Source organism: Microbaculum mangrovi, assembly GCF_051390635.1.
Taxonomy (GTDB): domain Bacteria; phylum Pseudomonadota; class Alphaproteobacteria; order Rhizobiales; family Tepidamorphaceae; genus Microbaculum.
The window spans coordinates 502460-521547 of record NZ_JBPODT010000003.1; the positions used below are offsets into that span (position 1 = coordinate 502460).

At 67.8% G+C, this 19088-nt stretch carries 19 protein-coding genes; 6 read left to right on the forward strand and 13 right to left on the reverse strand.

Annotation, left to right across the window (positions count from 1 at the left end):
- Window positions 1-2 precede the first annotated feature (2 nt).
- From gcvPA to pip, 3 genes are read left to right on the forward strand one after another with little or no spacing between them, the layout of a single operon-like run.
- Complete coding sequence (gene gcvPA, locus ACSF9G_RS15165) at window positions 3-1346, forward strand: aminomethyl-transferring glycine dehydrogenase subunit GcvPA (RefSeq protein WP_436642923.1); 1344 nt, start codon at window positions 3-5, stop codon at window positions 1344-1346.
- Window positions 1343-2926 carry an aminomethyl-transferring glycine dehydrogenase subunit GcvPB gene (gene gcvPB / locus ACSF9G_RS15170; RefSeq protein WP_436642924.1) on the forward strand — a complete coding sequence of 528 codons (1584 nt, stop codon included), beginning with the start codon at window positions 1343-1345 and terminating at the stop codon, window positions 2924-2926. The genes gcvPA and gcvPB overlap by 4 nt, the downstream gene beginning before the upstream one ends.
- A 3-nt stretch (window positions 2927-2929) precedes the next feature.
- Window positions 2930-3898: a prolyl aminopeptidase gene (gene pip / locus ACSF9G_RS15175; protein ID WP_436642925.1), complete on the forward strand. Its 969-nt coding sequence runs from the start codon at window positions 2930-2932 to the stop codon at window positions 3896-3898.
- Window positions 3899-3969: 71 nt separating this feature from the next.
- Here pip and ACSF9G_RS15180 read toward each other — a convergent pair whose 3' ends face one another.
- From ACSF9G_RS15180 to ACSF9G_RS15215, 8 genes are all read right to left on the reverse strand, one after another.
- The gene (locus ACSF9G_RS15180; protein ID WP_436642926.1) at window positions 3970-4461 is read right to left on the reverse strand and encodes a F0F1 ATP synthase subunit B family protein; all 492 of its coding nucleotides are present in this window, start codon (window positions 4459-4461) and stop codon (window positions 3970-3972) included.
- An 11-nt stretch (window positions 4462-4472) separates the two neighbouring features.
- Complete coding sequence (locus ACSF9G_RS15185; protein ID WP_436642927.1) at window positions 4473-5084, reverse strand: F0F1 ATP synthase subunit B; 612 nt, start codon at window positions 5082-5084, stop codon at window positions 4473-4475.
- 43 nt (window positions 5085-5127) lie between these two features.
- Window positions 5128-5355 (reverse strand): F0F1 ATP synthase subunit C, encoded by a 228-nt coding sequence (locus ACSF9G_RS15190; protein WP_436642929.1) that lies wholly within the window; start codon window positions 5353-5355, stop codon window positions 5128-5130.
- 58 nt (window positions 5356-5413) lie between these two features.
- Window positions 5414-6130, reverse strand: coding sequence for a F0F1 ATP synthase subunit A (locus ACSF9G_RS15195; RefSeq protein WP_436643266.1), 717 nt, complete (start codon window positions 6128-6130; stop codon window positions 5414-5416).
- Between the two features lie 97 nt (window positions 6131-6227).
- Window positions 6228-6593, reverse strand: coding sequence for an AtpZ/AtpI family protein (locus tag ACSF9G_RS15200; protein WP_436642931.1), 366 nt, complete (start codon window positions 6591-6593; stop codon window positions 6228-6230).
- 203 nt (window positions 6594-6796) lie between these two features.
- Window positions 6797-10252 (reverse strand): chromosome segregation protein SMC, encoded by a 3456-nt coding sequence (gene smc / locus ACSF9G_RS15205; RefSeq protein WP_436642933.1) that lies wholly within the window; start codon window positions 10250-10252, stop codon window positions 6797-6799.
- Between the two features lie 78 nt (window positions 10253-10330).
- Window positions 10331-11023, reverse strand: coding sequence for a DsbA family protein (locus tag ACSF9G_RS15210; protein ID WP_436642934.1), 693 nt, complete (start codon window positions 11021-11023; stop codon window positions 10331-10333).
- Between the two features lie 146 nt (window positions 11024-11169).
- Window positions 11170-11718 carry a DUF721 domain-containing protein gene (locus ACSF9G_RS15215; RefSeq protein ID WP_436642935.1) on the reverse strand — a complete coding sequence of 183 codons (549 nt, stop codon included), beginning with the start codon at window positions 11716-11718 and terminating at the stop codon, window positions 11170-11172.
- Between the two features lie 89 nt (window positions 11719-11807).
- Here ACSF9G_RS15215 and mutY point away from each other — a divergent pair, with 89 nt between their 5' ends.
- Window positions 11808-12932: an A/G-specific adenine glycosylase gene (gene mutY, locus ACSF9G_RS15220; RefSeq protein ID WP_436642936.1), complete on the forward strand. Its 1125-nt coding sequence runs from the start codon at window positions 11808-11810 to the stop codon at window positions 12930-12932.
- Here the strand turns inward: mutY and ACSF9G_RS15225 are convergent.
- From ACSF9G_RS15225 to ACSF9G_RS15240, 4 genes are all read right to left on the reverse strand, one after another.
- Window positions 12904-14049 (reverse strand): site-specific DNA-methyltransferase, encoded by a 1146-nt coding sequence (locus ACSF9G_RS15225; protein WP_436642937.1) that lies wholly within the window; start codon window positions 14047-14049, stop codon window positions 12904-12906. The two genes, mutY and ACSF9G_RS15225, sit on opposite strands and share 29 nt — an antisense overlap.
- Window positions 14050-14110: 61 nt before the next feature.
- Window positions 14111-14731: a ribonuclease HII gene (rnhB, locus tag ACSF9G_RS15230; RefSeq protein ID WP_436642938.1), complete on the reverse strand. Its 621-nt coding sequence runs from the start codon at window positions 14729-14731 to the stop codon at window positions 14111-14113.
- 180 nt (window positions 14732-14911) lie between these two features.
- Complete coding sequence (locus tag ACSF9G_RS15235; protein ID WP_436642939.1) at window positions 14912-15337, reverse strand: VOC family protein; 426 nt, start codon at window positions 15335-15337, stop codon at window positions 14912-14914.
- A gap of 26 nt (window positions 15338-15363) precedes the next feature.
- Complete coding sequence (locus ACSF9G_RS15240; RefSeq protein ID WP_436642940.1) at window positions 15364-16536, reverse strand: PA0069 family radical SAM protein; 1173 nt, start codon at window positions 16534-16536, stop codon at window positions 15364-15366.
- Between the two features lie 112 nt (window positions 16537-16648).
- Between ACSF9G_RS15240 and ACSF9G_RS15245 the strand changes: the two genes are divergently transcribed.
- Both ACSF9G_RS15245 and ACSF9G_RS15250 read left to right on the forward strand, forming a co-directional pair.
- On the forward strand, window positions 16649-17341 hold the full coding sequence (locus ACSF9G_RS15245; protein ID WP_436642941.1) for a TIGR04283 family arsenosugar biosynthesis glycosyltransferase: 693 nt from the start codon (window positions 16649-16651) through the stop codon (window positions 17339-17341).
- Between the two features lie 5 nt (window positions 17342-17346).
- Window positions 17347-17940, forward strand: coding sequence for a TIGR04282 family arsenosugar biosynthesis glycosyltransferase (locus ACSF9G_RS15250; protein WP_436642942.1), 594 nt, complete (start codon window positions 17347-17349; stop codon window positions 17938-17940).
- A gap of 34 nt (window positions 17941-17974) precedes the next feature.
- Here the strand turns inward: ACSF9G_RS15250 and ACSF9G_RS15255 are convergent, their stop codons facing one another.
- Window positions 17975-18958 carry an MBL fold metallo-hydrolase gene (locus ACSF9G_RS15255; RefSeq protein WP_436642943.1) on the reverse strand — a complete coding sequence of 328 codons (984 nt, stop codon included), beginning with the start codon at window positions 18956-18958 and terminating at the stop codon, window positions 17975-17977.
- Window positions 18959-19088: the final 130 nt, after the last annotated feature.

The window sequence follows — 19088 nt, forward strand, 5'->3', positions numbered from 1 at the left end:
TCATGCGTTATCTGCCGCTGAGCGATGCCGACCGCGAGGCGATGTTCGCCCGCATCGGCGTCGATGGCATCGACGATCTGTTCGCTGACGTGCCGCGCGCCGCGTGGCGCGACGAGTTGGTTGATCTGCCGCGGGCCAGGAGCGAGCTCGAGGTCGAACGCCTGTTGTCGCGCATGGCCGGCAGGAACGTCTCCGCCGGCTCGGCGCCTTTTTTCGTCGGCGCCGGCGCCTATCGCCATCACGTCCCGGCAAGCGTTGATCATCTGATCCAGCGGTCCGAGTTCCTGACCTCCTACACGCCCTACCAGCCGGAGATCACCCAGGGCACGCTGCAGATGTTGTTCGAGTTCCAGACCCAGGTCGCCGAACTCACCGGCATGGAGGTGGCCAACGCCTCAATGTACGACGGCTCGACCGGTACCGGCGAGGCGGTTCTGATGGCGCACCGGCTGACGCGGCGCGAAAAGGCGGTCCTCGCCGGCAACCTGCATCCGCAATATCGCGCCGTCGTCGAGAACCTGGCCCATATGGGCGGCCACGAGGTCGTGACCCTGCCGCCGGTTCCCGTCGGCGAGGACGACGTCTTGGCGCTGATCGACGACGATACCTCCTGCGTCGTCGTGCAGACACCGGACGTGTTCGGTCATCTGGTCGACCTGCGGCCCATTGCCGAGAAGGCGCATGCGCACGGCGCGCTGCTGATCGCGGTGTTCACCGAGGCCGTCTCGCTCGGTCTGGTCGAATCGCCAGGCGCCATGGGCGCCGACATCGTCGTCGGCGAGGGCCAGTCGATCGGCAACGGCCTCAATTTCGGCGGGCCCTATGTCGGCCTGTTCGCCACGCGCTCCAAGTTCGTGCGCCAGATGCCCGGACGCCTCGCCGGCCAGACGGTCGACGCGGAAGGGCGTCGGGGCTTCGTGCTGACGCTGTCGACCCGCGAGCAGCACATCCGCCGCGAGAAGGCGACCTCCAACATCTGCACCAATTCCGGCCTCTGCGCCCTGGCGTTCTCGATCCACATGACGCTGCTCGGCGCCGCAGGCCTGAAGAAGCTCGCGCGGATCAACCACGCCAGTGCGGTGAAGCTCGCCAAGGCTCTGGCGGCGGTGCCCGGCGTCGAGATTCTGAATCACGCCTACTTCAACGAGTTCACCATACGGGTTCCGAAGAACGCCGCCGCCGTCGTCGAGGCGCTGGCGCAGAAGGGGGTGCTGGGCGGTGTGCCGGTGGCCCGCCTGTTCCGTCAGAACGGCCACGACGACCTGATGATCGCCGCAGCCACCGAGATCAATACCGACGACGACCGCGCGGCCTATGCCGCCGCCCTGCAGGAGGTGCTGGCATGAGCATGAACACGCAAGGCCGCCCGACAAGCCCCGGCGAAGCGGGAGAGGGCGGACACACGACCTTCACCGGAAACCGCGCGCTGATGATCGAGGAGGCGCTGATCTACGAGACGGGCCGGCTCGACGTGACCGGCGTCGACCTCGCCGACGGGGACGATACGGAGTTCCATCTCGGCGGGCTTGAGCGGTCCGATACGCCGAACCTGCCGGGCATGAGCGAGCCCGAGGCCGTCCGCCACTATGTCCGGCTGTCTCAGAAGAACTACGCGATCGACACCGGGCTCTATCCGCTCGGCTCGTGCACGATGAAGCACAATCCGCGTCTCAACGAGAAGATGGCGCGGCTGCCGGGATTCGGCGACGTGCATCCGCTGCAGCCGGTCTCCACCGTGCAGGGCGCGCTCGAGCTGATCGATCTCGTCGCCAACGCTCTGAAGGAACTGACCGGAATGCCCGCGGTCGCCATGTCGCCCAAGGCCGGCGCCCATGGCGAGCTCTGCGGCATGATGGCGATCAAAGCGGCGCTGGAAGCCCGCGGCGATGCGCGCTCGTTGGTGCTGGTGCCGGAATCGGCCCACGGCACCAATCCGGCCACCGCCGCGTTGCTCGGCTACAGGGTCGAATCGATCCCCGCCCGCGAGGACGGCACAGTCGATGTCGCCGCGGTGAAGGAAAGGCTGTCGCCCGAAGTCGCCGGCATCATGCTGACCAACCCGAACACCTGCGGCCTGTTCGAGCGCGACATCATCGAGATCGCCGACGCGGTGCATGCCGCCGGTGCCTATTTCTACTGCGACGGCGCGAACCTCAACGCTATCCTCGGCCGCGTGCGACCGGGCGATCTCGGCATCGACGCCATGCACATCAACCTGCACAAGACGTTCTCAACGCCGCATGGCGGCGGCGGGCCGGGTGCCGGGCCGGTGGTGCTGTCGGAGGCGCTCGCTCCCTTCGCGCCGCTCCCCTGGGTGGTGTCCGGCAAGGACGGGTTCGAACTGGTCGAGCATGCCGGCCAGGCCGGCCCCGCCAAACCCTTCGGCCGCATGACCGCCTTCCATGGCCAGATGGGCATGTTCGTGCGCGCCGCCGCCTGGATGCTGAGCCACGGCGCCGACGGCATGCGTCAGGCCGCCGAGGATGCGGTGCTCTCGGCGAACTACATCCGCGCCTGCCTGAAGGACGTGATGAGCCTGCCCTTCGGCGACCGTCCGTGCATGCACGAGGTGCTGTTCGACGACCAGTTCCTCAACGGCTCAGGCGTGACGACCCTCGACTTCGCCAAGGCGATGATCGACGAGGGCTATCACCCGATGACCATGTACTTCCCGCTGGTCGTGCACGGTGCGCTGCTGATCGAGCCGACCGAATCGGAATCCAAGGCCAGCCTCGACCTGTTCATTGCCACGCTGCGCGACCTCGCCATGGCCGCAAAGCGCGGCGATACCGAGCGCTTCGCCGGCGCGCCGTGGTACGCGCCGCGCCGCCGCCTCGACGAGACCCGGGCCGCGCGCCAGCCGGTGCTGCGCTGGACGCCCCAGGCGCCGAGCGAGCCGGAACCCAAACGCGACGCGGCGGAGTAGGCGATGACCGGCAATGGCGCGGCGGCACGTACCCTCTATCCGCCGATCGAGCCCTACGACAGCGGGCACCTGGACGTCGGCGACGGGCATTCGGTCTATTGGGAGCTCGTCGGCAATCCGGACGGGATACCGGCGGTCTTCCTCCACGGCGGGCCCGGCGCCGGCTGTTCGGCCGACCATCGGCGGCTCTTCGATCCCGAACGGTACCGCGTCTTGTTGTTCGACCAGCGCGGCTGTGGCCGTTCGAAGCCGCACGCGGGGCTGGAGGCCAACACGACCTGGCATCTCGTCGCCGATATGGAGCGGTTCCGCGAGATGCTGGGCGTCGACCGGTGGCTGGTCTTTGGCGGCTCGTGGGGCAGCTGTCTGGCGCTCGCCTATGCCCAGACCCATCCGCAGCGCGTGTCGCAGCTCGTCCTGCGCGGTATCTTCACGCTGCGCCGCGACGAGCTCCAGTGGTTCTACCAGGAGGGCGCCTCCTGGGTCTTCCCGGAGATCTGGGAGGGCTATCTCGCCCCGATCCCGGCGCAGGAGCGCGGCGACCTGATGGCCGCCTACCGCAAGCGCCTGACCGATCCCGACCGGGCGGTGCAGGTCGCCGCGGCGCGGACCTGGAGCCTGTGGGAAGGCCGCACGCTGACGCTGCTGCCGGACGAGAAGATCGAGGCTCAGCATGGCGACGAGGAATTCGCGCTGGCCTTCGCCCGTATCGAGAACCACTACTTCGTCAACGAAGGGTTCTTCGAGGAGGGTCAGCTGATTCGCGACGCCCATAAACTCAAGGATATGTCCGGCGTGATCGTTCAGGGCCGGTACGACATGTGCACGCCGATGCGCACCGCCTGGGATCTCCACAAGGCCTGGCCCGAAGCGCGGTTCACCGTGGTGCCCGCCGCCGGCCACGCCTTTTCCGAGCCGGGCATCCTGCATGAACTGATCACCGCGACGGACGAATTCGCCGACCGCTTCTGACACGACGGCCGCCATAACGAAAAAGCCCCGGGCACTACCCGGGGCTTTTGTCTTGTCGGTACGGGACTGGCTTACTGCAGCCGGGCCTTCACCTGCGCGATGCTGGCGCTGACCAGATCCTTGGCCGTGTCGCCCTTCACCTTGGCGCCGATGACCGTCTCGGCCGCCGCGATGGCGGCCTCTGCGGCGGCGGCGCGCACGTCGGCGACCGCCTGTTCCTCGGCTTGGGCGATCTTCAGCTCGGCGAGCCTGGAGCGCCGCTCGACCAGCTCGTCCATCTGCTGACGGGCCTCGACCTTGAGGCGACCTGCCTCTTCCTTGGCCAGAGCCACGATTTCCTCGGCTTCCTTCTCGGCTTCGCGCCGCTTGCGCTGATACTCGGCGAGCAGGCCCTGGGCCTCCTCACGCAGTTTCTGCGCTTCCTCGAGCTCGGCGCGGATGCGATCGGCGCGGCCGTCGAGGGCCTTCGTCACCATGCCCGGCACCTTATAGTAGACGAGCAGGGCGACAAAGCCGATGAAGGAAACGGCGACCCAGGTTTCAGGCGCGGTTAGAAGTTCCATCTCTCGCCCCCTCAGGCCGGCCGGGCGGAAACGACGGCTTTGTCGATCTCCGCCTTCGTGGGCTTCAGGCCGGTCAGCGCGGTGACGATCTCGGTCGCCGCGTCGGCTGCCGCCGTATCGACTTCCGCCATCGCCTTCGCCTTGGTGTCGGCGATCCGCATCTCGGCTTCTGCCGTCTTCTTGGCAAGGCCGGCCTCGACCTCCGCGCGTTCCCCGGCAAGCTCGCTATTGAGCTTGTCGCGGGTCTCCGCGGCGATCTGGTGGGCCCGGCCACGCGCTTCGGCGAGTTCGGCCTCGTAAGCCGCGATCACCTCGTCGGTCTCTTCCTTGAGCCGCGCGGCGGCATCGAGGTCGCTGGCGATCCGGTCGCGGCGATGCTCGATCACGGTGGCGATGCGCGGCAGCGCCACCTTGGACATGAGCATGTAAAGCGCCACGAAGGTAATCACCAGCCAGACGATCTGGGGCGCGTACCCCGTAAAGTCGAGCTGCGGCATGCCTGGCGTCCCGCTCGGCTCAAGCCCGGTGTCGGCGATGACCTCCTCGGTCATCCCCTCCGCCGCGCCGTGAGTCGCGTCCTGCGTGGCCTGTGCCAGTACGATACCGTCTATCGAGGTGCGCATGGAGGCGAGCCCCGTTTGAGTGCAGGGTGAATGATCCGGTACGTCAGACGACGAACAGCAGGATCAGCGAAATGACGAGACCGAACAGGCCCGTCGCTTCGGCGAGGGCGAAGCCGAGCAGCAGGTTCGGGAACTGCGCCGGGGCAGCGGACGGGTTGCGCAGCGCGCCGGCGAGGTAGTTGCCGAAGATGTGGCCAATGCCGACACCGGCACCGGCGAGCGCGATGGCGGCGAGACCGGCGCCAATCAGCTTTGCGGCTTCTGGTTCCATGAGAGTGCTCCTTTGAGTTGGATGAGTTCGATTGAGTTAGGGAAAACCGTGACCTGCCTCAGTGATGCATATGAAGGGCATCGTTGAGGTAGATGCAGGAAAGGATGGCGAACACGTACGCCTGCAGGAAGGCGACGAGGATCTCGAGGCCCGTGAAGGCGACCATGAAGGCGAGCGGGGCCCAGCCACCGATGACGCCGAGGCCGACGACGAAGCTGGCGAACACCTTCAGCATCGTGTGGCCGGCCATCATGTTGGCGAACAGTCGCACGGAAAGGCTGATCGGTCGCGTCAGGTAGGAGATCACCTCGATCACCACCAGCAGCGGCAGCAGCGCCGCCGGCACGCCCGACGGCACGAACAGCTTGAGGTAGCCGGCGCCGTGCTTGATGAAGCCGATGATCGTCACGCCGATGAACACCACGGCCGCCAGCGCGAAGGTGACGATGATGTGGCTGGTGACGGTGAACGTGTAGGGGACCATACCCAGCATGTTCGCGAACAGGATGAACATGAACAGGGTGAAGATGAAGGGGAAGTAGCGCATCCCCTCGGTGCCGGTGTTCTCGCGCACCATGTTGGCGACGAACTCGTAGGAGAGTTCGGCCAGCGACTGCATGCGTCCGGGCACCAGCGCGCGGCCGCCCATCGAGGCGATGGTGAACAGGCTCACCAGGGCCACGACGATGACCATGAACAGCGCCGAATTCGTGAAGGATACGTCGAGGCCGCCGATGTTCAGCGGCAGGATGCGCTGGATCTCGAACTGGTGCATCGGGTCGAGCCCGGCCCCGCCGCCATGTCCATTTTCTGCCGCCACGCGTGCGCTCCCAGTAATTCCGTTCCGCCAAACCTGGCCGGCGTCGCCGGCCTCAGTCTTTCCCGTCGGCTCCCGCCTGCATATCCCGGTTCATCCGGTATGCCTGCCGGAACACATTCATAAATCCTGCCGCGGCGCCCAGCGCCAGAAACAGCAGGAAGAGGAACGGCCGCGTTCCCAACCAGTAGTCCAGATACCAGCCGATTCCGCCGCCGACCAGAAGGCCCGCGACGAATTCCGTCGCGATCTTGAAGGCCGTGCCGAGCGCGGATCCGCGCGCGGACGTCTCGGGCGGCGGTTCATGACGTCGCCGTGCACCTTCGAGCGAAGCTCCAAGTGCCTTGCGGCGGCCGTCTAGATCAGCCGGACTGGCTGCTGGTTTAACGGTACCCGGTCCGCTCTCCGGTGCTTCGTTCATCGCCGTGTCCTGACCAGGATTGGCGCGTCTCGGCTCCAAAGGACGGCCGGGGCGGCCCGCCCCCCAAAGCCGGGCGCACCATAGTTTGGCCGCAGTAGGCTGTCAAGGACGGGTAAGATTTCATTAAGCTGTTGATATAAAAGAGGAAAAATCTGTATTGTTGCGGCGCATCATCGGGTCCGGGGCAGGTGTCCGCCCGGTGATCAACCGGCTTCGCGCAGGTCCATCGCGCCGCCGAAGTCGACGGAGACGAGTTGGCTCACGCCACGCTCGGCCATCGTCACCCCGAACAGCCGGTCCATCCGCGCCATGGAGATCGGATTGTGGGTGATCACCAGGAAGCGCGTTTCGGTCGATCGCGCGATTTCCTCGACGAGATCGCAGAAGCGCTCGACATTGGCGTCGTCCAGCGGGGCGTCCACCTCGTCGAGTACGCAGATCGGCGCCGGATTGGTCAGGAAAACCGCGAAGATCAGCGCCGTCGCCGTCAGTGCCTGCTCGCCGCCCGACAGGAGCGTGAGCGAGGAGGGGCGCTTGCCGGGCGGGCGGGCGATGATCTCGAGGCCGGCTTCCAGCGGATCGTCCGATTCGGTCAGCTTCAGTTCGGCCGCGCCGCCGCCGAACAGGCGGGTGAAGAGGCTCTGGAAGTGCCCGTTGACCGTGTCGAAGGCAGCGAGCAGGCGTTCCCGGCCTTCCCTGTTGAGGCCGCCGATGGCGCCGCGCAGGCGATGGATCGCCCCTTCCAGGTCGCTGCGTTCGTTCGCCAGCGCGTCATGCCGGGCCTCGACCTCGCGCATTTCCTCCTCGGCGCGCAGGTTGACGCTGCCGAGCCGGTCGCGGTCGCGCTTGTAACGCTCGTGGTCGGCTTCGAGCCGGTCGACCGGCGGCAGCTCCGATTCGGCGTCGAGACCAGCAACGGAAAGGGCCTGATCGGCGGGGCGTTCCAGCGCCTCCTCGATCGTTTCCTCCAGATCGACCAGCCTTTGGCGCAGGCCTTCGAGGGTCGCCTCCTCGCGCGCCTTGGCCTCGCGGGCGCCGGCGAGGGTCTCGTCGGCTTCCTTGGCGACCTTGTCGGCCTCGGCCAGCCGGGTTTCGCCGGTCGCCAGCGCGTCCGCGGCGGCCTTGCGCGCGGCCTCCGCCGCATCGATCTCGTTGGCGAGCGCGGCACGCCTGGCGTCGAGCCGGGTCGGAACCTCTTCCAGGGAGGCCCATTCTCTGCGGATCTGGTCTTCGCGGGTCGACAGGGTGTTGAGATGCTTGTCACCGTCGGCGATCCGCTCCGACCAGCGTCGCCGCTCGGCCTTGTTGCGCTCGGCGCGGGTCCGGCGCAGGTCCGCCTCCTTGGCCAGCGAATCGACGGCCGAGCGGGCTTCGGCATATTGGCCGCGCGCCGTCGCCGTCTCGGCCTTCAAAAGCTCGATCTGCGCGTCCGGGTCGCCCTCGCCGGCGAGCGCTTCGAGGCCGGCGGTCGCCTCGCGCTGGGCGGCGTGCGATTCGTCGATCGATTGGGTGATCCGCACCTTGGCTTCTTCGAGCGCGCTGGTGCGGGCGGTGTCCTGAGTTGCTTTGCGTTCGGCGGCGGTCCGTCGTTCCGAGACGTCCTTCAGCCGTGCCTGGGCAGCCCGCGAGGCTTCGCGTGCCGAGGTCGCCTGCTCGGCGGCCGTCCGGGCGGCCGCCTCGCTGTCGGAGAGGGCCGTCCGCGCCGTCTCGAGCCGGCCCTGCGCGGCGTCGATCTCGCGGGCGAGCTCGGCGACGCGGTTGCGTTGTTCGAGGCGCTTGGCGGCGGCCGTCGGCGCGTCCGCGGCGGCGGTAAAGCCGTCCCAGCGCCACAGGTCGCCGGATTTGGTCACGAGCCGCTGGCCGGGCTTGAGGTGGGGCTGCAGGCGCACGCCGTCGTCGTGCTCGACCAGACCGACCTGGGACAGGGCCCGCGCCAGCACGTCCGGCGCCTTGACCACCTCGGACATCGGGCGGGCGCCCGCCGGCAGCGCCGGATCGGCGGCGTCGGGAGCGACCATGCGCCAGTGGATGGCGGCGCCGTCCTCGGCCGGATGATCGAGATCCTCGCCGAAGGCCGCGCCGAGCGCGGCTTCGAAGCCCCGCCGCACCGTCACCGCGTCGATCAGCGGCGGCCATAGCGCGCCTTCGTCGACCGCGAGCACGCGCTCCAGCGTCCGGTGCTCGGTTTCGAGGCCCTTGAGATCGCGTTCCGCGTCCGCCGCCGGCGCACGTGCCGCCTCCACGGCGTCACGCGCCGCGGTCAGCGCCTGGTCCGCTTCGACCGTCGCCGCCTCGCGGGACTCCGCCTCCGCCTGGGCCGCGTCGACTGCGGTACCCAGCGCCTCTATCTCGCGGGTGGTGTCGGAGGAGGCGAGCGCGGCGGCTTCCCGCTCGATATCGGCGAGCTGTCTCTCGAGCTTGGCGAAGCGGTCGGTCTCGTCGCGAACGATGCGCTCGAACTGGCGCCGGCGCGCCGTCAGCTCGGCCGCGTTGGCCGTGGCTTCGGCCAGTCGTGCCTCGGCCTCCTGCAAGGTCGTCTCGGTCGCCGACAGCCGGCGCCTCAACTCCTCGCCATTCGCCTCGGCGCGCTCGGCCTCGGCCTTGATCTCGGCCTCTTCCTCGTCCAGTCGCTGGATCGTCTCGTTGGTCGAGGCGATGGTCGCGCGCTCGCGATCGAGGTCGGCGCTGATCTGGGAGAGCCGCCCGCCGAGCTCTTCGCGGCGCTCCAGGACCTGCCGTTTCTCCCGGTCGATGCCGTCGCGGGTCACGGTCAGATGGCGCAGCCGCGCGGCGACCTCGGCTTCCTTCTCGCGCAGGGCGGGCAGGATGGAGGTCGCCTCTGTCCGCGCGGTGGCGGCCGCGGCGGCGGCCTGGGTCAGCCCCGCGACGATCGCGGCGGCCTCGCCGACGGCTGCTTCCCGATCGGTGATCGCCTGCAGCGCCGCCTGACGGCGCAGGTGCCAGAGGATCGCCTCGGTCTTGCGGATCTCCGCCGACAGGGCCTTGTAGCGGGAAGCCTGCCGGGCCTGCCGCTTCAGGCCGTCGAGCTGCTGGCCGAGCTGGGCGATGACGTCGTCGAGGCGCGCCATGTTCTGCTCGGCGGCGCGCAGCCGGAGTTCGGCCTCGTGGCGGCGACTGTGCAATCCGGCGATGCCGGCGGCTTCCTCGAGGATCTTGCGACGGTCGCGCGGCTTCGCCGAGATCAGCTCGCCGATCTGGCCCTGCCGCACCATCGCCGGTGAATGGGCGCCGGTGGACGCGTCGGCGAACAGGAGCTGCACGTCGCGGGCGCGCGTATCCTTGCCGTTGATCTTGTAGACCGAGCCGGCCTCGCGCTCGATGCGGCGCGAGACCTCCAGAACGTCGGCGTCGTTGAACTGTGCCGGCGCGCGCCGGGCGGAATTGTCGATGACGAGCGCGACTTCCGCCGAATTCCGGCTCGGCCGGCTACCGCTGCCCGAAAAGATGACGTCGTCCATGCCGGACGCCCGCAGGCTCTTGTGCGAGCTTTCGCCCATCACCCAGCGCACGGCCTCGACCAGGTTGGACTTGCCGCAGCCGTTAGGGCCGACGATGCCCGTCAGCCCCGGCTCGATGTGGATTTCGGAGGGATCGACGAACGACTTGAACCCGACGATGCGCAGGCGCGTGAGTTTCATGCGCCCGCACTCCGCGGCGGCGAGCGGTCGGCTCTTGTGATTCGGTCGTCAGGACGCATGACGGCGCCCGCCGGGTGGTCAGCTCGGCAGGAGCTGGTCGATCTTTTCCTCGAACTGGTCGAGCGGAAGCGCCCCACGTACGATCTCGCCATTGATGAAAAACGTCGGCGTCGAATTCACGTCGAAACTCTCTACGCCGCGCGTTTTAACCCAGTTCACCCCGTCAAGCAGCTCCTGATTCGTCAAGCACTGCTCGAATTTTTCCTGCGAGAGTCCGGCCTGCTTGGCCATCTTGGTCAGGCCGCCGATCCGGTCGTTGGTGAAAGCCCACAGGTTCTGATTCTTGAACAGCGCCTCGACGAAGGTGAAGTACTGGCTCTCCGGAACGCAGCGCGCCAGCATGAAGGCGGCGGTGGCGACGGGGTCGAGCGGGAACTCCCGGAAAACGAAGTAAACCTTTCCGGTATCGAAGTATTTTTCCTTGAGCGCCGGATAGGTGTCCTCATGGAAGCTGGCGCAATGGCTGCAGGTCATCGAGGCGTACTCGACGATGGTGACCGGCGCGTTGGGATCGCCCAGCGCCTTCTCGCCGAGCGGGCCGGCCTGCATCAGTTCGGCCATATCGACCGAGACGAGCGTCGGCGCCGGCCTGTCCCCCATATCCACAGGGACAGACGGGCGCCCCAGGAGGCGAGCGGTCGCAGCGCCCGCGCCGAGCGTGGCTGCGGCGGCGACGCCTGTGAAAAGAACATGTCTGCGGTTCACGATCATGGTCGTTTCCTTCTGTCACGGCCCCGATCCTGGGAAACCGCGTATGAACCCCTGCTGAACGGTGATGGCAAAGCCGGTGCTATCGGGGTGATGGCCTGCGGATCATGCTTTTTCCGGCAAATATGGCAAGACTGCGCCGAAAACGGTCACGGCTTTGTGTCTCGATCTAGGGCGATCCGCGTTCCCAGCCGGCTGAGGGCGGCGCGCAGGTCCGGGTCTTCGATTTTCGCCAGGCCCGCGTCCTCGGGGTCTGCCCCGGGCTCGGCCGACGCGGCCGGGTCGGATTGCAGCGCGCGCGAACCGGGGTCCACCGGCGCCTGCCGGATCGACAGCCGTTCGACGGCCCGCCAGCCGAAAATGGCGTTGACGCGCGCGACGATGGCGGCGGAGGCGTATTGCAGTTCCATCGCATCGCCACCCTCGGCGCGCACCACCAGCGTCGCGCCGCTGGCGGAAGCGCCCGTTCCGACCTCTCCGTCTCTCCGCGGCGGCCAGCGCAGCTTTTCCGGGCGCGATCGCGCGGCGAGGTCGGGCCCGGCGATTTCCGACCAGGCAGCCAGGATCTGGGTCGAGGAGAAGCCAGCCCTGGAAACCACCGGATCGAGCAGCGTTTCGGCGATGCGGTCGATGCGGACCGGTCCTTTGGCCTTGATTTTTTTGCCCGTCGACATCCTATAAACAGCCTGTGGCGTCATGGTGCGCCGGTGCTTGTGTGCGGGCCGGTGCTTGTGTGCGGATCGCGTCAAGCGCGATCATGACGCGCGAATCTTCTACGTATCCGATCATGTCCGCAACCCGTTCGAAAGTCCGCTCTCCCGACGCCGGCGCATTGCTGGCCTGGTATGACCGACATCGCCGGCGGCTGCCCTGGCGCGCCGGGCCTGGGCAAAGGCCCGATCCCTATCAGGTCTGGCTCAGCGAGATCATGCTGCAGCAGACGACCGTCGCGGCCGTCGGGCCGTATTTTCTGCGCTTCGTCGAGCAGTGGCCGACGGTCGAGGCTCTGGCGGCGGCGCCTCAGGACGACGTTCTGCGCGATTGGGCGGGGCTGGGCTACTATGCCCGTGCCCGCAACCTGCACGCCTGCGCCAGGACGGTTGCCGACGACCTTGGCGGCTGCTTTCCAGACACCGAGGAGGGGCTGCGGGCGTTGCCGGGGATCGGCGCCTATACCGCCGGCGCTATCGCCGCCATAGCCTTCGACCGGCCTGCCGCCGCCGTCGACGGCAATGTCGAGCGGGTCGTCGCCCGGCTTTTCGCCATCGACACGCCGATGCCGGCGGCCAAGACAGAGATCCGCGCCCGTACCGCCGATCTCGTCCCGGCCGACCGTCCGGGCGACTTCGCCCAGGCCGTGATGGACCTTGGCGCGACGATCTGCACGCCGAAACGTCCGGTCTGCGCGCTTTGCCCGTGGAACGATGCGTGCCTCGCCCATGCCGGCGGCATCGCGGAGTCCCTGCCGGTCAAGGCGCCGAAGAAGGATCGCCCCTTAAGACGCGGCGCGGCGTTCTGGGCCGAGCGGGGCAATGGATCGGTGCTGATCGTGAAACGGCCGCCGAAGGGCCTGCTCGGCGGCATGGATGGCGTCTGGCTGACGCCGCTGAAGCAGGATATCGACCCTTCGGATGCGCGCGAGCACGCCCCGTTCAAGGCGCGATGGAACCGCATCGCCGGCGAGGTCGAGCACGTTTTTACGCATTTCCGGCTGCAACTGACCGTCTTCGCCGCGACCGACGTCACCAGTTTCGCGTTGCCGGATACCCGCTGGGTCACCAAGCCGGATTTGCCCGATGTCGGCCTGCCGACGGTGATGCGCAAGGCCGCGGCGCACGCGCTGCGCGCCCTGCACGGGCCGAAGGCGGAAAAGCTGGTGGCGCTCAGGCGGCGGTCGAGAGCCCCGAACTGATCTCGGACCTGACGATCTGGCGCAGCGCGTCGATCGGCTCCAGGCCGCCGTCCCGCTCGAAATGCCAGAAGGTCCAGCCGTTGCAGGCCTCCAGCCCCTGGACGAGCGCGCCGACCTTGTGGATCGACCCGGCCTTTTCGCCCGCGGAAAGCGTTCCATCGACGCGCACCGTCGCGGCATGGCGGCGGCGCGAATCCGTCAGCGTGTCGCCCGGCTGGATCAGGCCGCGTTCCAGCAAGGTGCCGAACGGAATGCGCGGCTCGTCGCGCTTCGCCTTGGTGACGACGAGCGCCTCGTCACCGAGCGGCTCGACCGCGTCGATGCGGTCGCGGGCCGCCCTGGCATAGGTCCTGTCGCGCTCGATGCCGACGAAATGGCGGCCGAGCCGCTTGGCGACCGCGCCGGTGGTGCCGGATCCGAAGAACGGGTCGAGGATGAGGTCGCCGGGCTTGGTCGAGGACAGGATGACGCGCGCGAGCAGGCTTTCCGGTTTCTGGGTCGGATGCATCTTGCGCCCGGTCACGTCCTTCAGCCGTTCCCCGCCGGTGCAGATCGGCAGGAGCCAGTCGGAGCGCATCTGAACGTCGTCGTTGAACGCCTTCATGGCTTCGTAGTTGAAGGTATAGCCCTTCGAGTTGGCGTCGCGCGCCGCCCAGATCATCGTCTCGTGGGCGTTGGTGAAGCGGCGGCCGCGGAAATTCGGCATCGGGTTGGTCTTCCGCCAGACGACGTCGTTCAGCATCCAGTAGCCCAGATCCTGCAGGATCGTGCCGACGCGGAAGATGTTGTGGTACGAGCCGATCACCCAGATCGTCCCGTCCTTCTTCAGCACCCGCCGGCAGGCGAGCAGCCAGGCACGGGTAAAGGCGTCGTAGGCCTGGAAACTGTCGAATTTGTCCCAGTCGTCGTCGACGGCGTCGACCCTGGAATTGTCGGGCCGATGCAGCGCGCCCTCGAGCTGCAGGTTATAGGGCGGATCCGCGAAGATCGCATCGACCGACTTGGCCGGCAACGCTTCCAGCGTTGCGATGCAATCACCGATCAGGATCTCGTCGATATATCCGGCGGAAGCCGGGCCGGGCGTCTGGGACGCCCGGCTCCGTACGCATGAAGGCATTACTCACTCAACCCTTACGCAACTGATGAAGGGAGGATGTCCCAACAGGGTAAAGGTTGACTTAACTGGTAAATAAATCTGATTGCGACAGCGGCCGGAAGGTCATCCGGTGGATCGGGCAGGGGCCGATCCGCCTCAGCGCGTCGAGGTGCTGGGCCGTTCCGTAGCCCCGGTTTCTCTCGAATCCGTAGTCGGGATGGGCGCTGGCGAGCCGGTCCATCATGCGGTCGCGGGTAACTTTCGCCACGATCGAGGCCGCCGCGATCGACAGGCAAAGCGCGTCGCCGTCGACCACCGCTTCGCCGGGGCAGGGGGAACCGGGCAGGTCGCGCCCGTCGACGAGGATGTAGTCGGCCGGTCTGGCAAGCCCGGCGATTGCCCGGCGCATGGCCAGAAGCGTCGCCTGGCGGATGTTGATCTTGTCGATGACCGACGCCGAGGTTCCGGCGGCGCAGACGGTCGCCGTCTTCAGGATTTCGTCGAACAGGGCCTCGCGCCGCGCCGCGCTCAGCGCCTTTGAATCGGCAAGGCCGTCGGGGATGCGCTTCGGATCGAGGATCACGGCGGCGGCGACAACGGGCCCCGCCAGCGGTCCGCGGCCGGCCTCGTCGATGCCCGCCACAAAGCCCGCGCCCGTTTCGAGCGCCCGTTGCTCACGGCTGAAATCCGCTGCTGTTCCCATGGCCGCGATCGTTCCGCGACTCGCGCGAAAAAAGCAATGCTGCCAGTGGGGGCGCCAGAGGGGGACAGCAGAGAGGGGCGAGGGGGGCCGGCCGGCGAGGGGGCTTCGCCGGCCGGCGGACACAGGTCGCTTGAGTGAAAGGGCGGCCACGACCTGCAAGGAAACCGGTAAAGGCGGGTCTCAGCCCGGAAGCTGTACCCGTCCGTCCTGGTCGAGCGGCCAGAACGGGTTGTAGGAGATCTCCCAGAGATGGCCGTCGGGATCGGCGAAATAGCCGGAATAGCCGCCCCAGAAGGTCTCGGCGGCCGGCTTGATCAGCCGCGCCCCGGCGGCTTCCGCCTCTTTCAGCAGGGCATCGACGGCGTCCGTGGAGGCGAGGTTCTGCGCCAGGGTGACGCGGCGAAACCCGTGTCCTTCCGCCGACAGCCCGGCATCCTCGGCAAGCGCCGCGGTGCCGTAGAGGGCGAACACCATGCCGCCGGCATCGAAAAAGGCGACCGCGTCCAGGCTCTGCGAGGACCGCGTCCAGCCGAGCCGTTCATAGAATTCCGCGGCCGCCTGTACGTCCGCGACGCCGAGAGTGATCACGCTGATGCGCTGGTCCAAGGGGCTTCTCCTCAATGTCTGGTTTTCTAGAACAGGCTCATCTGGTCGCCCGCCGCGAGCGGGCGCTCGAACAGATCGGTGCGCAGCTTGAATTTGGCGCGGTTGAGCTTGTTGCGGTCCGCGGCAAGTTCGAAGCGTCGCCCGATGGTCCAGGCGAGCGGGCCCGAGCCGGTCATCCGCTTGCCGAACTCCGACTGGTTGTGCTTGCCGTCGCGCGTCTGGGAAACGAGCGACATGACGCGGGCGGCCCGGTCCGGCGCGTTGTTTTGAAGCCATTCGACGAACAGGTCGCGCACTTCCAGCGGCAGCCGCAGCAGGATGTAGCCCGCTTCCGTGACGCCGGCCGCCGCCGCGGCCGCCAGGATCGACTCGATCTCCGAATCGTTGAGGGCGGGAATGACCGGGGCGACCAGGACGGCGGTCGGGATGCCCGCCTCGGCAAGCCGCATCAGCGCCTCCAGCCGGCGCGACGGCGTCGAAGCGCGCGGCTCCAGCGCCCGCGACAGCTTGCGGTCGAGGCTTGTCACCGACAGCGCCACCTTGACGAGGCCGCGCTCGGCCAAGCGCGACAGGATGTCGATGTCGCGGGTTACCAGCGCGGACTTGGTGACGATGCCGACCGGATGATTGTAGCGGTCGAGCACTTCGAGGACCCGCCGGGTGATGCGCTGCTGCCGCTCGATCGGCTGATACGGGTCGGTGTTCGTCCCCAGCGCGATCATGGCCGGCGCATAGTTCGGGTTGGCGAGCTCCTTTTCCAGCAGCTCGGCCGCGTTCGGCTTGGCGAACAGCTTCGATTCGAAGTCGAGCCCCGGCGACAGCCCCATATAGGCGTGCGTCGGCCGCGCGTAGCAGTAGGCGCAGCCGTGTTCGCAGCCGCGATAGGGATTGATCGAGCGGTCGAAATTCACATCCGGCGAGTCGTTGCGGGTGATGATGCGCTTTGGCTTCTCGATCGTCACCGTCGTCGCGAAGGGCGGCAACTCGTCGAGCGAGCCCCAGCCGTCGTCGAAGATCGACCGCGCCAGCGACTCGTAGCGGCCGGACAGGTTCGAGCCGGCGCCGCGCCCCCGCCGCCGCGTCTCGGCGATGCCGTCGCCGAGACCGCCAGGCCTGTGGTCGGCCGGCCCGGTTCCTGCCAGACCGGGTTCCGCCGGTCCGGCCTCGACCCGTTCAGCAATGGGGAATCGCTCTGCCATGACCCGAACAATAGATCAGGAGCAGGAACATAACAAGAACATAGGGCGGCTTTAGCCCAAATTTCCGTGATCCCGGATGGCGCGGCCGCGCGCCGCGATATAAACCGCCGTAATGCTCACGGTCGTGATCCCCACCCTGGAGTCCGAGCGCACCCTCGTCGGCACGCTGGCGACGCTGATTCCCGCGGCCGTGGCCGGCGTCGTCTCGCAGGTGGTGGTTTCGGACGGCGGATCGCGCGACGATACGCTCGCGATCGCCGACGAGCTGGGCTGCGACATCGTCTCCGCGCCGCGCGGCCGCGGCAGCCAGCTCGCCGAGGGGGCGAGGGCCGCCCGCCAGCCCTGGATTCTGTTCCTGCATTCCGACACCAGGCTCGACGAGGGTTGGCACCGGGAGGCGGCGAGCTTCATCGAGCGGCTCGAATCCAGGAACGAGGCCGACCGTCGCGCCGCCGTGTTCGGGTTCGTGCTGGACGATTACGGCTTTTCGGCGCGCCTGCTGGAGGCGATCGTGCGGGTCCGCTGCGCCCTGTTCGCGTTGCCCTATGGCGACCAGGGCCTGCTGATCTCGCGCCGCCACTACGAACGGCTCGGCGGCTTCAAGTCGATTCCGCTGATGGAGGACGTCGATCTGGTGCGCCGCATCGGCAGGCGGGGCCTCGTCTATCTGCGCGCCCGCGCCGTCACCAGCGCCGCGCGCTACCGCCGCGAGGGTTATCTGCGCCGCATGGCCCGCAATGCCGGCTGCCTCACCTTGTTCTTCCTGCGCGTGCCGCCGCGCCTCATCGCGCGCGTCTACGGCTGATCCCCGTGAACCGCTGGCTCGTGGTGATGGCGAAACAGCCGCGCGCCGGCCGCGTGAAGTCGCGCCTGGCGCGCGATGTCGGCGCGGTCGAGGCGACCCGATTCTATCGCGTCACGCTGCAACGCCTGATCCGCCGGCTCGGTCGCGACCGGCGCTGGACGACCGTGCTCGCCGTTTCCCCCGACAGCGCGGCAGGCGATCCCGTCTGGCCGCGCGGCGTGCCGGTAATCGGCCAGGGCGGAGGAGACCTCGGAGTCCGCATGCAGGGCGTCATGGACCGCCTGCCGCCGGGACCGGCGATCATCGTCGGCAGCGACATTCCCGGCATCGAACCGGCGCATGTCGCCGATGCATTCCACAGTTTGGGGCGACACGACGTGGTGTTCGGGCCGGCGACGGACGGGGGCTACTGGCTCGCGGGCATGAGGCGCCGGCCGCGCGTGCCGCGCCTTTTCGACGCCGTGCGCTGGTCGACGAGGCACGCGCTGAAGGACACGCTTCGAAACTGTGGCGGCCTGTCGGTCGGCTTCGCCGCGACGCTGTCGGATGTCGACGATGTCGGGGACTGGCGGAAATGGCGACGGGGCGACCCGCTCTAGGCCGCCCCGCTCTGTATAGTCGCGATAGTCGCGCCTACAGGCGCAGCTGGTAGCTCACCGGCACCCAGCGGTAGCCGTCGCCGACCTTTTCGACATAGCCGACGGCGGGAAACGGCATGTGATAGCCGGTAACCGGAATCCTGTCGGTCGCCGCCATGTCGAGGACCGCCTTGCGCGTCTTCACCGCCTGGTCCTTGTCGATGTCGAAGGAGACGTGCCAGTCCGGCCGCTGCAGCGACACGATGTAATGGTTGGTGACGTCGCCCCACAACAGGAACGGCTTGCCGGCGCTCTCGATCATGTAGGCGGTGTGGCCCGGCGTATGGCCTGGCGCGCCAACCGCGCGGATGCCGGTGATGACGTCCGCGCCGTCCTTGACGAAGGTGGCCTTCTCCGCGTGCGGCACCACGTTCGCCGCCGTCAGCTTCGCCACGCCCTCGACTGGCGTTCCCATCCGGTCCGGCGATGTCCAGAAGGCGTATTCGGTCTCCGGTATCACGTAGCGCGCGTTGGCGAACAGCGGCTTTCCGTCTTCCATCAGCCCGCCGATGTGGTCGGGATGGAAATGGGTCAGGACCACGATGTCGATCTGGTCGGGCGAATAGCCGGCCGCCGACAGCATCGAGGCGAGCTTGCCCGCGTTCGGCCGCCGGCGCGCGCCGTTGCCGGAATCGAACATCACCAGATCGTTGCCGGTGTTGACGACGACCGGCGTGAACGACATTTCCATCCGGTTCGGCGGCAGGAAATTGTCCTCGGCAATGGCCTGCACGGCCTCCGGCGCCTGGTCGTTGCCGAACATCGGGTGCGGCCCGTCCAGCTGGATCGCGCCGTCGGCGATGGTGGTGATCTCGAAATCCCCGAGCTTGAAGCGGTACACCTCGGGCAACGACGATCCCATCATCGGCGCGTCCGCGCGTGCCGGGGCCGCGAGGCCGCCGGCGAATGCGGGTGCGATCGCCGCGCCCGCCGTGGCGAGCAAGGCGTTGCGTCGGGTCATGCTGAAACGACGTGTCATGAAAAGAAGTCCTCCCCTGCTGGCGCCCCGCGTCACGAGGCCCTCGGTCTACATAACGCGCGAGGCGCCGGCTTCTTCCCGATAGGCGGTGATTTCACGGCATCGTGAAATTTATAGGCGGCAAACGATC

Coding starts and splice junctions, on each gene's coding strand:
- rnhB (WP_436642938.1), bottom strand. CDS start 14,731: ATGGGAACAGCAGCGGATTTCAGCCGTGAGCAACGGGCGCTCGAAACG.
- ACSF9G_RS15210 (WP_436642934.1), bottom strand. CDS start 11,023: ATGATCGTGAACCGCAGACATGTTCTTTTCACAGGCGTCGCCGCCGCA.
- mutY (WP_436642936.1), top strand. CDS start 11,808: ATGTCCGCAACCCGTTCGAAAGTCCGCTCTCCCGACGCCGGCGCATTG.
- ACSF9G_RS15255 (WP_436642943.1), bottom strand. CDS start 18,958: ATGACACGTCGTTTCAGCATGACCCGACGCAACGCCTTGCTCGCCACG.
- gcvPB (WP_436642924.1), top strand. CDS start 1,343: ATGAGCATGAACACGCAAGGCCGCCCGACAAGCCCCGGCGAAGCGGGA.
- gcvPA (WP_436642923.1), top strand. CDS start 3: ATGCGTTATCTGCCGCTGAGCGATGCCGACCGCGAGGCGATGTTCGCC.
- ACSF9G_RS15195 (WP_436643266.1), bottom strand. CDS start 6,130: ATGCACCAGTTCGAGATCCAGCGCATCCTGCCGCTGAACATCGGCGGC.
- ACSF9G_RS15190 (WP_436642929.1), bottom strand. CDS start 5,355: ATGGAACCAGAAGCCGCAAAGCTGATTGGCGCCGGTCTCGCCGCCATC.
- ACSF9G_RS15225 (WP_436642937.1), bottom strand. CDS start 14,049: ATGCCTTCATGCGTACGGAGCCGGGCGTCCCAGACGCCCGGCCCGGCT.
- ACSF9G_RS15245 (WP_436642941.1), top strand. CDS start 16,649: ATGCTCACGGTCGTGATCCCCACCCTGGAGTCCGAGCGCACCCTCGTC.
- ACSF9G_RS15215 (WP_436642935.1), bottom strand. CDS start 11,718: ATGACGCCACAGGCTGTTTATAGGATGTCGACGGGCAAAAAAATCAAG.
- ACSF9G_RS15185 (WP_436642927.1), bottom strand. CDS start 5,084: ATGCGCACCTCGATAGACGGTATCGTACTGGCACAGGCCACGCAGGAC.
- ACSF9G_RS15200 (WP_436642931.1), bottom strand. CDS start 6,593: ATGAACGAAGCACCGGAGAGCGGACCGGGTACCGTTAAACCAGCAGCC.
- ACSF9G_RS15180 (WP_436642926.1), bottom strand. CDS start 4,461: ATGGAACTTCTAACCGCGCCTGAAACCTGGGTCGCCGTTTCCTTCATC.
- smc (WP_436642933.1), bottom strand. CDS start 10,252: ATGAAACTCACGCGCCTGCGCATCGTCGGGTTCAAGTCGTTCGTCGAT.
- ACSF9G_RS15240 (WP_436642940.1), bottom strand. CDS start 16,536: ATGGCAGAGCGATTCCCCATTGCTGAACGGGTCGAGGCCGGACCGGCG.
- pip (WP_436642925.1), top strand. CDS start 2,930: ATGACCGGCAATGGCGCGGCGGCACGTACCCTCTATCCGCCGATCGAG.